Raw genomic sequence first — 13,910 nt, 5'->3', positions numbered from 1 at the left:
CGTGGACCTCGGGCGTGCGCTCGACGTCTACCTGCGCCACGTCACGATCGAACGCGGCCTGAGCGAGCACACCGTCGCGGCCTACCGCAGGGATCTGACCGGGTACCTCGAGTGGTTGCGTTCGCACGGCATCGAGGACACGTCGGCCGTCGACGCCGCCGTGATCGGGAGGTTCATCGCCGACCGTGCGGGGGCCGAGCCGCGGCCGGCCGCCACGAGTCTCGCGCGGTTGCAATCGTCCGTACGCGGCTGGCACCGGTTTCTCGCCAGGGAGGGCATCGAACAGGACGACCCGAGCGGCAGGTTGCGCCCGCCCAAAGCACCGCAGCGGCTGCCGAAGGCTCTGACGATCGACCAAGTGGAACGGCTGCTCGCAGCGCCCTCGGCAGACGAGCCGCTCGGGATCAGGGACAGAGCGCTGCTGGAGCTGCTGTACGCGACCGGCGCCCGCGTGTCGGAGGCCGTCGGCCTCGACGTCGATGATCTCGCCCACGGCGATGTGCTGAGGCTGCGCGGCAAGGGAGCGAAGGAGCGCATCGTTCCACTCGGCTCCTATGCTCGCGCAGCCGTCGACGCGTACCTCACGCGCGTCCGGCCCGGCCTGGCGGCCAAGGGGCGCGCGTCGTCGCGGCTCTTCCTCGGTGCGCGGGGTGCCCCGCTGTCGCGGCAGAGCGCGTGGCTGATCATCAGGGCAGCGGCCGAGCGCGCAGACATCACGGCGGAGATCTCCCCGCACACCCTGCGCCACTCGTTCGCGACCCACCTCCTTCAAGGCGGCGCGGATGTGCGCATCGTCCAGGAGCTGCTCGGGCACGCCTCGGTCGCGACCACGCAGATCTACACCCACGTCTCGGTGGATGCGCTGCGCGACATCTACGCGACGTCCCACCCTCGCGCGGGCGCGGCGCGAGCCTCGAAAGAGGCGCCTCCGGCTACAATCGAGCAAGCACGAAGGAGCAGGAGAACCGGTGGCTGACAGAGCGGCGAAGTCCAGGGCGAAGACGTCGACGAACGACGACACCCCGATCGGACCCACCGGACGCCCCTACCGCGGGTTCCCGATCCCGGCGCCGCTGAGCTCCCACGGTCCTGCCCGCATCATCGCGCTGTGCAACCAGAAGGGCGGCGTCGGCAAGACCACGACGTCGATCAACCTCGCCGCGGCGCTGGCCGAGTACGGCCGCAAGGTGCTCGCCGTCGACTTCGACCCGCAGGGCGCGCTGTCCGCCGGCCTCGGCATCCAGACGCATGAGTCGCCCACCGTGTACGACCTTCTGCTCGACACGAAGCGCGATGCGCACGACGCCATCGTCCATTCGCGCGTCGACGGACTCGACGTCATGCCCGCCAACATCGACCTGTCGGCCGCCGAGGTGCACCTCGTGAACGAGGTCGCCCGCGAGACGATCCTCGCGCGCGTGCTGCGTCAGGTGGCGGGGGAGTACGACGTCATCCTCATCGACTGCCAGCCTTCGCTCGGCCTGCTCACCGTGAACGCCCTGACGGCGGCGCACGGCGTCATCATCCCGCTGGAGTGCGAGTTCTTCGCTCTGCGCGGCGTCGCGCTGCTGATCGAGACGATCGACAAGGTGCGCGATCGGCTCAACCCGTCGATCACGATGGACGGACTGCTCGCGACGATGTACGACCCGCGCACCCTGCACTCGCGCGAGGTGCTCGAGCGTGTCGTCGAGGCCTTCGGCGACGACGTGCTGGAGACGGTGATCGGGCGCACCGTGAAGTTCCCCGATGCCTCGGTCTCCGGCGTGCCCATCACCGAGTTCGCACCCGAGCACGCCGCCGCACAGGCGTACCTGCGGCTGGCGCGGGAGCTGGTCGCCCGTGGCGCCGTCGCCTGAGGACATCCCCGGCACCGCTGAGCCCGCAGAGGGATCCGCCGACGGGTTCCGTGTCTCGCTGTCGAACTTCGACGGCCCGTTCGACCTGCTCCTCACGCTGATCTCGAAGCACGAGATGGACATCACGGAGGTGTCGCTCAGCGCCGTCACCAACGAGTTCATCTCGTACCTGCAGGAGCTCGACGATTCCGAGGAGCTCGATCAGGCGTCGGAGTTCCTCGTCGTGGCGGCGACGCTGCTGGACATGAAGGTCGCCGGCCTCCTCCCGCAGGGCGAGCTGGTCGATGCCGAGGCCGTCGCCCTGCTCGAGGCCCGCGACCTGCTCTTCGCCCGGCTGCTGCAGTATCGCGCCTTCAAGGAGGTCTCGGCGTGGTTCGCCCGGTGCCTCCAGCGTGAGGACCGCAGGCACGCGCGAGCCGTCCGCCTCGACGAGAAACACCGCAGGAAGACCCCCGAGCTGGTCTGGTCGCTCAGCGTCGACGATTTCGCGGCGCTCGCGCTCCTCGCCTTCGCGCCGAAGGAGATACCGCACGTCGGTCTCGATCATCTCCACGCGCCGCTGGTGAGCATCCGTGAACAGGCGGCGATCGTGGTCACCCTGCTCCGCGGCACCGAGTCGCTCACGTTCCGCGAGCTCGTGGCCGGCATCCGTGAGCCCGGCATCGTCGTAGCGCGCTTCATCTCCGTGCTGGAGCTCTACCGCCATGCCGCGCTCTCGTTCGAACAATTGGAGCCGCTCGGCGAATTGACGCTGCGCTGGTCGGCCGAGCACTGGTCCGACGAATCCCTTGCGACCCTGGGGGCCGACTATGACAGATGACACCATGACCACGGCGGATGCTGAGACCGGCTCGGCTGCGCCTGAGACACCGCTCACCGAGCGGATCGAGGCGATCCTGATGATCATCGACGAGCCGATCGGTCTCGTCGCCCTGGCTGCGGCCGTCGGGTCTCCCGTGCCGGCCGTGCGCCAGGCCATCGAGACGCTGGTGGACGACTACGACGGCAAGGGGCGCGGGCCCCGGCGAGGCTTCGAGCTGCGCGAAGTCGGCGGAGGGTGGCGCCTCTACGTGCGCGAGGACCACGACGACATGGTCGCGGAGTTCGTCGGCGGACAGGCGCCGGCGCGTCTGTCGCAGGCGGCGCTCGAGACGCTCGCCGTGATCGCCTACAAGCAACCCGTCACCCGCAGCCAGGTGGCGTCGATCCGCGCGGTGAACGTTGACTCCGTGGTGCGCACCCTGCTCGCACGCGGGCTCATCACCGAGCTCTTCGCCGATTCGGAGACCGGCGCCATCAACTACGGCACCACCGACGCGCTGCTGCAGCACCTCGGGATCAACTCGCTCGACGAGCTGCCTCCGATCTCCCCGTTGCTCGACGACGGCGCAGACGGTTTCGACGAAGGAGTGGTCCGATGACAGAGAACACGCCCGCAGAAGGCGTCCGGTTGCAGAAGGTGCTCGCCGCCGCCGGCGTCGCGTCGCGCCGGGTCGTCGAGAACTACATCGTCGAGGGTCGCATCCGCGTCAATGGTCGCGTCGTGACCGAGCTCGGCACGCGCATCGACCCCGAACGGGACCTGGTCGATGTCGATGGCACGGCCGTGCAGCTCGACGTGACGAAGCGCTACGTGATGCTCAACAAGCCGACCGGCGTCGTCAGCAGCATGCGGGACGAGAGCGGCCGGCCGGACCTCCGGCGGTTCACGAGGGACTACGACGAGAGGCTCTACAACGTCGGCCGCCTCGACGCCGAGACCAGCGGGCTCCTGATCCTGACGAACGACGGTGAGCTCGCCCACGTTCTGGCCCACCCCTCGTTCGGCGTCACGAAGGTGTACATCGCCAAGGTCGAGGGCACCGTGACCGCGCAGACCATCGCGAAGCTGACCAAGGGGATCGAGTTGGAGGACGGACCGATCGCCGCCGACAAGGCACGGCTGCTCGACACGTCGCGCGGCTCGAGCCTCGTCGAGCTCACGTTGCACTCGGGGCGCAACCGCATCGTGCGGCGCATGATGGCCGCCGTCGGACACCCGGTGACCGAGCTCGTGCGCCGCCAGTTCGGCCCGCTGCACCTGGGAACGCTCCCTGCGGGGAAGACGCGCGACCTGACTAAAATCGAACTTGGCGCGCTGCTGACTCTGTCGCGCCGTGATTCGGGTGTCGCCGCGGCGCCAGGCGAGCAGCAGGAGAACGAGTGACGGAAACCACGGGTGCGCCCATCGCGCCGCGATCCTCTGTCACCGTCGCGCCGCGGCTGTCTGGCACCGTGCGGATCGTAGGCGCCGGTCTGCTCGGCGCGAGCATCGGCCACGCCCTCCGCGCCAAGGGCATCGACGTCGTGCTCTCCGATACCTCGCCCGCGCAGCTGCGGCTCGCCATCGACTACGGGGCGGGACGCGCGGCGGAGGATGCCGACAGCCCGGCCCTGGTCGTGGTCGCCGTACCGCCGGACGTCACCGCGGACGTCGTCGAGGCCGAGCTTCGCCGTTACCCGGATGCCGTCGTGACCGACGTCGCCAGCGTCAAGCTGCAGCCGTTCCGCGAACTGACGGCGCGCGGGGTGGACCTCACCCGGTACATCGGCTCGCACCCGCTCGCGGGACGTGAGCGTGGCGGCGCGATCTCCGCCCGTGCCGACCTGTTCATCGGACGTCCCTGGGTGGTGTGTCGGGATGAGCAGACTCGTCCCGCCGATCTCGCGCTCGTCGAGGCTCTCGCTCTCGACGTCGGCGCCATGCCCCTCGAGATGACGCCCGAGGAGCACGACCGTTCGGTCGCGCTCACCTCGCACGTGCCGCAGGTCGTCGCGAGCCTCCTCGCGGGTCGGCTGGCGGAGGCCGAGGAGGGCGCGCTGCGGCTCGCCGGACAGGGCGTGCGCGACACCACGCGCATCGCCGCATCCGCCCCCGAACTGTGGGTGCAGATCCTGGGTGCGAACGCGACGCCGGTCGTCGAGGTGCTCGATGCGCTTGCCGCCGACCTGCGCGAGGTCTCGGATGCGCTGCGGGCTCCGGATGCGCCGGGCTCGCGGCGTGTGGTCGCCGAAACGATCCGTCAGGGCAACGAGGGCGTGGAGCGACTCCCCGGAAAGCACGGGCAGAACCGTCGGTTCGAACAGCTCGTCGTCATGGTCGACGACACCGCGGGTCAGCTCGGCCGCCTCTTCGGCGAACTCGGCGAGCTCGGGGTGAACGTGGAGGACCTGCGACTGGAGCATTCGCCGGGTGCCCAGTTCGGTCTTGCCGAGATCAGCGTCGACCCCGCCGCTCTGCACGGCGCGATCAGCGGGCTGACCGAGCGCGGATGGCGGATTGCGGGGACATCCAATGACTGATCTCTCCGACCGTTCGACCGAGCAGAGGACTCGCATGACCACGCCCGACTTCATCGCCATCGACGGACCTGCCGGGTCCGGAAAGTCCAGCGTGTCCAAGGCCGTCGCCCGGCGCCTGGGCTTCGGATATCTCGACACCGGTTCCGCCTATCGCGCGCTCGCGTGGCACGTGCTCGACCGCGGCGCCGACACGTCGGATGCGGATGCCGTGCTCGCGGCGGCATCCGACTTTCCGGTGCGCCTCGGACTCGACCCGGACGACCGGACGGTGCGCGTCGGCGATGCCGATGTCACCGAGGCGATCAGGGAGCCCCGCGTCTCCGGCGCGGTGAGCGGTGTGGCGCGCGTCCCGGAGGTGCGCGCACAGGTGAACTCGCTGTTCCGGGCGCTCGTGGCCGAGGCGCCGTATCCCGCCGTCGTCGTCGAAGGACGCGACATCACGACCGTGGTCGCCCCCGACGCGCCGGTGCGGATCCTGCTGACGGCCGCCCCCGAGGTGCGCGCTGCTCGTCGCGCCGGCGAGCTCGCGGGCGAAGACGCGGCTTCCGTCGCTGCCGCGCTGCACAAGCGCGACGCATCGGACAGCGCTGTCGTCGACTTCCTCAACGCCGCTGAGGGCGTCGAGGTCGTCGACTCCACCCATCTCGATTTCCCCCAGACCATCGACGCCGTTCTCGCGGTGATCGAACGACTCCGAGGAGCACACCGTGGCTGACGATGAGTACGAAGGCGGCCCCGACCAGCTCGCCGAGAAGATGGAGGCCCTCGACGAGGTGCTCGCCGAGCAGCGCGCGGAGACGCTGCGTGCCGGTCTCGCGGACTACGAGCTCGACGACGAGGACGCTGCGCTCCTCGCGGGCGTCGCTCTCGGCGACGACGGCATCGAGTTCCTGCCGGCGCTTCCGGTCGTCGCGATCGTCGGACGTCCCAACGTCGGCAAGTCGGCTCTGGTGAACCGCATCCTCGGCCGCCGTGAGGCCGTCGTGGAGGACACCCCCGGCGTGACGCGCGACCGCGTGACGTACAAGGCGGAGTGGAACGACCGTCGCTTCACCCTCGTCGACACCGGGGGGTGGGAGCCCGACGCGAAGGGTATCGATCGGTCGGTGGCCGCGCAGGCCGAGGTCGCGATCGACCTTTCCGATCTCGTGCTGTTCGTCGTCGACGCGATGGTCGGTGCGACGTCGACCGATGAGCACGTCGTGAAACTGCTGCGTCGGAGCGGAAAGCCGGTCTTCCTCGTCGCCAACAAGATCGACGACAGCCGTCAGGAGCCCGAGGCGGCGGCACTGTGGAACCTGGGTCTGGGCGAGCCGTACCCGGTCTCGGCCATACACGGGCGCGGGGTCGCCGATCTGCTCGACGCCGTGCTCGAGAAGCTGCCCGAGACCTCGGCGGTGGCGAAGCAGGAGATCGGCGGACCGCGTCGCGTCGCCATCCTCGGTCGTCCGAACGTCGGGAAGTCCTCGCTCCTGAACAAGGCCGCGGGGGAGGAGCGCGTGGTCGTGAACGACCTCGCCGGCACGACGCGCGACCCGGTGGACGAGATCGTCGAGCTCGGTGGCAAGATGTGGCGGTTCGTCGACACCGCCGGCATCCGTCGCCGTGTGCATCTGCAGCAGGGTGCTGACTTCTACGCTTCGCTCCGGACATCCGCGGCGCTGGAGAAGGCCGAGGTGGCCGTCGTCGTGCTCGATGTCTCGCAGTCGATCAGCGAGCAGGACGTGCGGATCATCGACCTGGTGCTGGAGTCGGGACGCGCGCTCGTGCTCGCCTTCAACAAGTGGGATCGGCTGAACGACGAGGACCTCGAGAACCAGGATCGGCGGAAGTACCTCGAACGGGAGATCGAGCAGGATCTCGCGCACGTCGCCTGGGCGCCTCGTGTGAATATCTCCGCGAAGACCGGACGCCACCTCGACAAGCTCGTGCCGGCGCTCGAGACCGCGCTGGAGAACTGGGACCGCCGCATCCCCACCGGGAAGTTCAACGCCTTCCTCTCGGAACTGGTCGCCGAGCATCCGCACCCGCTGCGGGGCGGCAAGCAGCCGCGTATCCTCTTCGGGACTCAGGCGTCCACGCGTCCGCCCACGTTCGTGCTCTTCACGACCGGCTTCCTGGACCCCGGCTATCGCCGGTTCATCCAGCGTCGTCTGCGCGAGCTGTACGACTTCGAGGGAACGCCGATCGTGATCAACATGAGGGTGCGGGAGCGCCGCCAGCGCTGAGTGGGCGGAGTGCGCGCCTTCGGCTCCACAGATGTTCCCGTGTGTCACGGACGGCGTGCCGGTGGCCGCATGCTGTGAAAGGCTGGAGGGGTGACTGTCGTACCTCCTGCCCCGGGTGAGCCGCGTCGTCCGGACGGACCTCGCGACGCCGGTGACGCATGGGTGGTCGCCCCAACCGGTGAACGGTACTGGGGTCGCTACGGTGCGGCCGGACTGCTCGCCCATGACCCCGCTCGCGGTGTGCTGCTGCAGCACAGGGTGGCGTGGAGCCACTTCGGCGGCACGTGGGGGCTCCCCGGAGGTGCGATGCACGAGGGCGAGAGCGCGATCGCGGGCGCCGTGCGCGAGGCGCAGGAGGAGGCCGGAGTGCCGGACGGCGCCGTGCGTCCACGCTTCACGAGTGTGCTGGACCTCGACATCTGGTCGTACACGACCGTGGTCGCCGATGTCGTCGCGCCGTTCGATCCGGTGATCAGCGACCGGGAGAGCGTGGCTCTCGAGTGGGTTCCCGTCGCGAACGTGAGCGACCTGCCTCTGCACCCGGGCTTCGCGTCGGCCTGGCCGATGCTGCGGTCGCTGCTCGACGTGCGACCGGTGGTCGTGGTCGACGCCGCGAACGTGGTGGGCTCTGTGCCGGATGGCTGGTGGAAGGACCGGCTCGGGGCGGCGGAGAGGCTTCGTGACCGCCTCGGCGGTCTGACGGTCGATGGTGCCGACCTCAGCCTCGGAGGCGCGCGGTGGTTCCCTTCCGTCGCCCTCGTCGTCGAAGGCAAGGCCCGCCACCTGGCGCAGGACTCCGCGGACGTGACGGTGGTCCGGGCCGAAGGAGCGGGCGACGACGCGATCGTCGCGGAGGTCGAGCGGCGCGTCGCGGAGGGGGACACGGTGATCGCCGTCACCAGCGACCGTGAGCTGCAGGAGCGGGTCGCGGAAGCCGGCGCGTCGGCCGTGCGCTCGGTTCGGTGGCTGCTGGAACGCATCTCGTACTCGGGTCGATGAGAGCTCGCTTGCGCGCCGGCTCGTCCCGGTGATGCGCACGCCCTCCGCCGCGTTCATGTGAACATCACCCGCCGCGCTGCTCGGTCGCGATAGGCGCGACCGAGGGGACTCGTCCAGGTGAGCGTTCCATCCGGCAATTGCCTCGCCGTCCAGCGATGCAGGCCGGGGATGTCGGGGTGTTTGAGCGTGTGGTGAGCTCTGCAGAGGTGCGCGAGATTGTCGAGCGCCGTCACTCCGCCCTTCGCGTGATCGTGGTTGTGGTCGATGTCGCACCGGTGCACGGGCGTGCGGCATCCGGGGAATCGGCATCGCTGGTCGCGCGCGCGAAGGAATCGCTTCATGGCTGCGGTCGGCGTGTATGAATCCGTTCGGGTGACGTGACCAGCCGCATCGAGGAACAGTCGCGACCACCCGGCCGATCGGCCGGCGAGAGCGCGCGCGACATCGGGATCGAGCGGTCCCAGCCCATCGAGATCGGCGGGTGCATCGTCGATGCCGGCGAGGGTCGTCGCGGCGATCGTCACCTGCACCCGCGCCTGCACCGCGTCCAGTCCGTCTCCGAGGATCTCGCTCGGTGACGCGGCCAGCAGGAGGTCGGAGAGGAAGTCGGCGCGCAGCTGGTCGGTCGTGCGCGCGTCTGCGGCGTCCGGTGCGCTGCCGGCGTCCGGTGTGCTGCCGGCGTCCGGTGTGGTGCCGGCGTCCGGTGCGGCGGCGTCCGCGTCGACGGCGAAGACCGCAGCGTCGACGGCGAAGGCATCCCCGGGCTCGTGCCTGCGCGCATCTGTGATGTGCGCGGCCATCTGCGTGAGCCGGTCGAAGATCGCGTGCGCGATCCACTCAGGAAGCACCGCCGTCAGGATCGCCAGACCGTCATCGAGAGTCCGCACGGTGACGCCCCGCTGCTCGACCGCACGACGCTGTCGCTGCACCACGGTGTCGCCCACGAGCGCCGCGGCAACCTGGCGCGCGTGCGGTCGGGTGCGTGCGGCTGAGTCTTGTTCGGCGACGACGAGCACGGCAGACTTATACAGCGCCAGGATCTCGGCATCCGCTCGGGCATTGGTCACCGCCTCGTCAAGCGGTGCGGACGCACGAACGATCTCGCGGACGTGGGCCGCGCTGATGCGTCCCTCCCGGAAGGCGGTACGCACCGCCGGCAGTGAGGTGGCGAGTGATCGTGCGTCTCCGAACGCGAATTCGACCGTCGTGCGGGGGAGCCGCGCCGCGGCGGAGAACTCGGCGATCATCGACCGGTGGATCGCGTCGCGATGCGTGGGATGTTCGGCGACATCGCCGTCGTAGATGTTCAGCTGGTCGATGAGGAGTTCGGCGGCCTTCGCCTCGAGCACCGCGATCTGTCGGCGCTTCTCGACCCACGCGTCGAGCAACGCGGCACGCCGCTGCAAATCGCGGTCGAGGTCGGTCGGAGGTGCCATGCCTCCAGATTAGAAGATATGTTCGAAGGGGGGAAGGCTAGTCCTGAATACGATGCGAACCGCGACCCCGGAGGCGGTCGATCTCCCGGCGCTCCCGTTTCGTCGGACGCCCTGCACCTCGGTCGCGCACCGCCAGTGCTGCTTGAGGTTCGCGCACCGGTGTCCGGTCTTCGTACGCCGCGGCGGCGAGGGGAGCACTCACGCGCTTGACGAGCAGCTGTCTGATGATCAGGATGCGATCGAAGCCCGCGACGCGGATCCGCACCTCATCGCCGATGCGTACCGCTTGCGCGGCCTTGACCCTGTCGCCGTTGACCCGCACATGGCCTGCGCGGCATGCCGTGGTCGCCGCCGAGCGCGTCTTGAAGACGCGTATCGCCCACAGCCAGCTGTCGATGCGCACGGAATCCGTCATCGCGCCGCCTTCTCGTGCAGCCGGACCAATGCTCCCGCGATGAGGAGACCCTGCCCCAGGGTGTAGGTCGACATCACCGCCGGGCTGGTCCACGAGGGCATGGCGTCAGGGAGGAAGAGCCGGAAGGCGAGGATCGTATCGCTGAGCAGGAAGAGTGCGCCGCCCGCGGCGATCAGTCGAGAGCACCGCGCCGCCATCGCGGCTGTTCCTGCGAGCACCACCCCGTACCCGCCCACGGCCGGAAGGAGCGCACCGGTGTGTGGGCCGAGCGTGAACATCATGACGATCCACCAGGCGGCGTATGCAAGGGCCCACCACGGCATCCGTCGTCCACCGAGGAAGCGCGCGAAGAGCACGATGTATGCGATATGGGCGACGCCGAAGAATCCCAGCATGAGCGGGAGTTCGGGGGTGTCAGGGAAGAGCGAGCCGGCGGCGGCGCGGAGCCACGAGAAGAGAAGAGCGGTCAGGATCAGCAGGATGCTGACGCGGCGACGCGCGCGGCGGATCGACAGGAGCACCGGCACCGCCAGGAGAGGCATGAGGATGAGCTTCGTCGGTGCGGCAAGCGGGTTCTCCATGGCTAGGAGCACCACGTGAACCGCTGACGCCATCGCATACGGGACGAACGCCCAGAGGACAGTGCGCAGGCTCATCAGGACTCGACGGTGACGCGCTCGACGTCGTCACCGACGCCCGGGTGGACGGCCGGCCAGTATCCCTCGGGGAAGTGCTCGCCGCACGCATCGGTGAAGTGGAGGACGATGCTGCCGTCGGCGGCGGCTTCGATGGCGTCGAGGGACAGATCGGAGGCGGCGGCTTCGAGGTCGGCCGGCTCGGGCTCCGCGGTGCTGAACGTGCTCACGACGGCGTCGGTCGCGGTGAGGTGGAGGTCGGCGATGCGAGCGACTGCCTCGCGCAGACGGGGGAGCAGGGGAGTGACGCCTTCGGGTGTCGTCGCATCGATCATGATCTCCACGTCTCCGACGTCGGTGGGCACGGTTCCCGCATACCAGTCGTGCGTGAGCGCCGTGACGTCGGCGAGCTCACTGGTGGCGCGGGAGAGGCGGCCGAGGACGGCGTCGTCGACGAACGGATGCGGGTCGCTCATCGTTCCACGCTAGCGCTCAGGGTCGCAGAGCCAGTGCGACGAGCGCGCGTCCGGGTTTCATCGGCGTGCGTTCCTCGAATCCTGCGGACAGGAAGGTGCTCAGCGCTCCGTGGTAGAGATCGTTCGAGCGCACCGTCTCGCCACCGGTGTCGACCGGATAACCCTCGATGAGGCGTGCGCCCGACGTGCGCGCATACGCGACGGCTGCCCTGAGCAGCTCGCGGTTCACGCCGAGCCCTCGATGCTCCCGGCGCACGACGTAGCACGTCACCGCCCAGACCGAGCCGTCGTCGAACGGCTCTGTCGTCGCGGCTGCGATCATCCGTGTGTGAAGCACTCGCGCCTGACGTGTGCGCGGGCCGATGCAGATCCACCCTGCGGCTTCGCCGTCGACGTAGGCGACGATGCCCGGCGGCGGGCCCGCGTCGATCTCTGCGCGCAGCATCTCCTTGCGCTGCGGTGTCGTAGTTGCATTCCAGTCTTTGTTGCGGAGCATGGGCCAGATGCACTGGCAACTGGCGTCGTCGCCGCCGCCAATGAGAGCGCGCTGAACGTCGTCCCATCGATCGGCGGTCGCCGTCTCGGTCGTGATCGTCACCATGAGGGGGGACGGTACGCGGAGCCTCCGACACTCGCAACGCCTCGGTTCGCGGACGGGTCGCGCATCAGGCTAAGATAGGGGAGTTGCCTGCGCGAGAGCGAAGGACAACGGGCTGTGGCGCAGCTTGGTAGCGCACTTGACTGGGGGTCAAGGGGTCGCAGGTTCAAATCCTGTCAGCCCGACCAGGTGAGGCTTACTGCAAACACCGACCCTATGGGCCGGGTTTGGAGGAGCTTCCAGGGTCAACGAAGTAAGGGAGTCGCCCATGTGGGCGGCTCCCTTCTTCTTCGTGGTCTGGTAGTGCTTGGCCCAGGAGGCCTGGGCGAGGTCGTGCAGGCGGCCAGGCGGTGCTCCGATGGTGCTGGCGTGGTAGATCGTCTGGACGGTGAACAGATCACCGAGCGGGTCTTCGAGGTCGTGATCGATGATCTCGTCGTGGTCGATGAAGATGTGCTTGAGGATGGCCTGGTTGAGGCGGCGGCGGACTTCGTCGCTGGCGTTCATGTACAGCTCGTAGGGATCCTCGAGCAGGCGCAGGTTGGTCCCGATGAACTCGACCGCGTCCTTGAGGGCGTCGACGGTGGCTTGGAGCTGGGCGGTGAGGCGTTCGCGCTCGGTGCCGATCTCGCGCCGCCGGCACGAACCAGAGCGGGATGGCGAAGACGATCACGGGCAGGGCGTCGATGATCGTCGCGAGCACGCGGCGCCCGTACGGTGCACGACGCACCCCGAGCAGCTCCGCCCGGGCGACGCTGATGGGCGTCGGCTCCGGCGCCGCCTCGGCCTCGCTGATGATCGACCAGCCGCTCACACTGTCCTCCCCGCAGAAGCCTAGTTCGCGCGGTCGCCGCACGATGGCCGCGCTCGACGCCCCGGCGCGTGCCGGGCCCGTTCGGCGATCAGGACTGCGGACGCGCGATCCGGCGCGCGGCGTCCCCGTCCCACGCCGCCTGGGCGGTGCGCCCGTCCGCGGCCTCCAGCCACACGTGGACGATCCCGTGCTCGCGGTCCTCCATCGTCTGCAGGATCATCTTGCCCCGCGTCGCGTCGCCCTTGGGCAGCGGCGCCGTCAGCGTGCGGGAGAAGACCTGGTGCGCCAGCTCGTCGAATCGATCGGCCGTGGGGTAGCGCTCGACGAGGCCGTTGGTGAGGATCGCCCCCGTGGTGCGATCCCGCCAGCTCTTGCCGTCGAAGATGCCGGTGTAGGCGAAGATCCCGCCGATGATGAGGCCGAGCGCCCCCGCGAGCATCACGCCGACGAACGCCGCACCCGGGCCCCGGCCGATGCGGATGTTGTCGACACCGGCGGCGATCTGGGCCTCGAAGTGCGCCCAGATCCACGGCGAGGCGACCGCGATGCCGATGCCGATGAGCAGGAACGGCGCCGCCGCGATGAGCCACCCGGCGCGCTTGCGCGCATTGGGCACGCGCTCGAAGCGGTGCGGCTGCGCCTCGAAGTACCCGCGATCGATCTCCTGCAAGGCCATGCGTCTCACCATCCCTGGAAGCCCTGGCATGCGATGCCGAGGCGGTAGAACCCGGAAGCCTGATCGGTGAACAGCTTGTACGAGGTCTCGGCGTCGCCGCGCTCCAGCGCGTCGATCATCGCGGCGACGGTGCGACGCCCGGTCGGCAGCCAGTCCGTGAACCCGCCCGGCTCGATGCCGGAGGCGTCCTCATCGAGGATCGCCTTGACCGCACGCGCCGCCGCGAGCGCGTCGTCGATCCCGGTGGGGCTCACGGCGGCACCGAGGCTGGTCGCCGCCAGCGAGGTCACCGGCTGGACCAGTCGTTCGCAGCGCTCCTGCAGCGTGTCGGGCATCGCGCCTCACCTCTCGGCCGTTCACCCAGAAGCCTAATCGGCCCGCCCCCTCGCCCACGGCCCCTGCCACCGGGTCGAACTGCTCATCCAGCTGCCC

17 protein-coding genes and 1 tRNA gene are annotated in these 13,910 nt (G+C 69.4%); 10 read left to right on the top strand and 8 right to left on the bottom strand.

Going from position 1 to position 13,910, the window contains the following annotated elements; all coding sequences use genetic code 11:
* Position 1: 1 nt before the first annotated feature.
* From xerD to AB663_RS14805, 9 genes are all read left to right on the top strand, one after another.
* Positions 2-976 (top strand): site-specific tyrosine recombinase XerD, encoded by a 975-nt coding sequence (gene xerD / locus AB663_RS14845; protein WP_083511268.1) that lies wholly within the window; start codon positions 2-4, stop codon positions 974-976.
* Entirely contained in the window at positions 969-1,859 is an 891-nt protein-coding gene (locus AB663_RS14840; RefSeq protein WP_067200880.1) for a ParA family protein, read from the top strand. The genes xerD and AB663_RS14840 overlap by 8 nt, the downstream gene beginning before the upstream one ends.
* Positions 1,843-2,679 carry a segregation and condensation protein A gene (locus AB663_RS14835; RefSeq protein WP_067200878.1) on the top strand — a complete coding sequence of 279 codons (837 nt, stop codon included), beginning with the start codon at positions 1,843-1,845 and terminating at the stop codon, positions 2,677-2,679. Before AB663_RS14840 ends, AB663_RS14835 begins: the two co-directional genes overlap by 17 nt.
* A gap of 4 nt (positions 2,680-2,683) precedes the next feature.
* On the top strand, positions 2,684-3,280 hold the full coding sequence (gene scpB / locus AB663_RS14830) for an SMC-Scp complex subunit ScpB (RefSeq protein WP_442922676.1): 597 nt from the start codon (positions 2,684-2,686) through the stop codon (positions 3,278-3,280).
* On the top strand, positions 3,277-4,065 hold the full coding sequence (locus AB663_RS14825) for a pseudouridine synthase (protein ID WP_067200871.1): 789 nt from the start codon (positions 3,277-3,279) through the stop codon (positions 4,063-4,065). The genes scpB and AB663_RS14825 overlap by 4 nt, the downstream gene beginning before the upstream one ends.
* Complete coding sequence (locus AB663_RS14820) at positions 4,062-5,201, top strand: prephenate dehydrogenase (RefSeq protein WP_198147884.1); 1,140 nt, start codon at positions 4,062-4,064, stop codon at positions 5,199-5,201. Before AB663_RS14825 ends, AB663_RS14820 begins: the two co-directional genes overlap by 4 nt.
* A 34-nt stretch (positions 5,202-5,235) precedes the next feature.
* Positions 5,236-5,916, top strand: a complete 681-nt coding sequence (cmk, locus tag AB663_RS14815; RefSeq protein WP_067202832.1) for a (d)CMP kinase — start codon at positions 5,236-5,238, stop codon at positions 5,914-5,916.
* 40 nt (positions 5,917-5,956) lie between these two features.
* Positions 5,957-7,429: a ribosome biogenesis GTPase Der gene (der, locus tag AB663_RS14810; protein ID WP_232304696.1), complete on the top strand. Its 1,473-nt coding sequence runs from the start codon at positions 5,957-5,959 to the stop codon at positions 7,427-7,429.
* Between the two features lie 90 nt (positions 7,430-7,519).
* Positions 7,520-8,428, top strand: a complete 909-nt coding sequence (locus AB663_RS14805; protein WP_067200865.1) for an NUDIX domain-containing protein — start codon at positions 7,520-7,522, stop codon at positions 8,426-8,428.
* 53 nt (positions 8,429-8,481) lie between these two features.
* Here AB663_RS14805 and AB663_RS14800 read toward each other — a convergent pair whose 3' ends face one another.
* The 5 genes from AB663_RS14800 to AB663_RS14780 are packed head-to-tail and all read right to left on the bottom strand — an operon-like array spanning position 8,482 to position 11,991.
* Positions 8,482-9,864, bottom strand: a complete 1,383-nt coding sequence (locus AB663_RS14800) for an HNH endonuclease signature motif containing protein (RefSeq protein WP_067200861.1) — start codon at positions 9,862-9,864, stop codon at positions 8,482-8,484.
* Positions 9,865-9,901: 37 nt separating this feature from the next.
* Complete coding sequence (locus AB663_RS14795) at positions 9,902-10,279, bottom strand: RNA-binding S4 domain-containing protein (RefSeq protein ID WP_067200858.1); 378 nt, start codon at positions 10,277-10,279, stop codon at positions 9,902-9,904.
* On the bottom strand, positions 10,276-10,935 hold the full coding sequence (locus AB663_RS14790; protein WP_067200855.1) for a lysoplasmalogenase family protein: 660 nt from the start codon (positions 10,933-10,935) through the stop codon (positions 10,276-10,278). Before AB663_RS14790 ends, AB663_RS14795 begins: the two co-directional genes overlap by 4 nt.
* Positions 10,935-11,390, bottom strand: a complete 456-nt coding sequence (locus AB663_RS14785; RefSeq protein ID WP_067200852.1) for a hypothetical protein — start codon at positions 11,388-11,390, stop codon at positions 10,935-10,937. Before AB663_RS14785 ends, AB663_RS14790 begins: the two co-directional genes overlap by 1 nt.
* Before the next feature lie 16 nt (positions 11,391-11,406).
* Positions 11,407-11,991, bottom strand: a complete 585-nt coding sequence (locus AB663_RS14780; RefSeq protein WP_067200849.1) for a GNAT family N-acetyltransferase — start codon at positions 11,989-11,991, stop codon at positions 11,407-11,409.
* A gap of 108 nt (positions 11,992-12,099) precedes the next feature.
* On the opposite strand from AB663_RS14780, the gene AB663_RS14775 reads away from it, so the two are divergent.
* Positions 12,100-12,176, top strand: a tRNA-Pro gene (locus AB663_RS14775).
* Here the strand turns inward: AB663_RS14775 and AB663_RS16990 are convergent.
* The 3 genes from AB663_RS16990 to AB663_RS14760 form a co-directional block, all read right to left on the bottom strand.
* Positions 12,139-12,495 (bottom strand): hypothetical protein, encoded by a 357-nt coding sequence (locus AB663_RS16990; RefSeq protein ID WP_083511267.1) that lies wholly within the window; start codon positions 12,493-12,495, stop codon positions 12,139-12,141. The two genes, AB663_RS14775 and AB663_RS16990, sit on opposite strands and share 38 nt — an antisense overlap.
* 395 nt (positions 12,496-12,890) lie before the next feature.
* Complete coding sequence (locus AB663_RS14765) at positions 12,891-13,478, bottom strand: hypothetical protein (protein WP_067200842.1); 588 nt, start codon at positions 13,476-13,478, stop codon at positions 12,891-12,893.
* Positions 13,479-13,483: 5 nt separating this feature from the next.
* Positions 13,484-13,813: a hypothetical protein gene (locus AB663_RS14760; protein WP_067200839.1), complete on the bottom strand. Its 330-nt coding sequence runs from the start codon at positions 13,811-13,813 to the stop codon at positions 13,484-13,486.
* Between the last annotated feature and the right edge of the window lie 97 nt (positions 13,814-13,910).

This window comes from Microbacterium sp. XT11 (assembly GCF_001513675.1).
In the GTDB taxonomy this organism is placed as follows: Bacteria; Actinomycetota; Actinomycetes; order Actinomycetales; family Microbacteriaceae; genus Microbacterium.
Note: the sequence above shows the minus strand (reverse complement) of the source record. Positions and strands in the feature narration are given on the sequence as shown.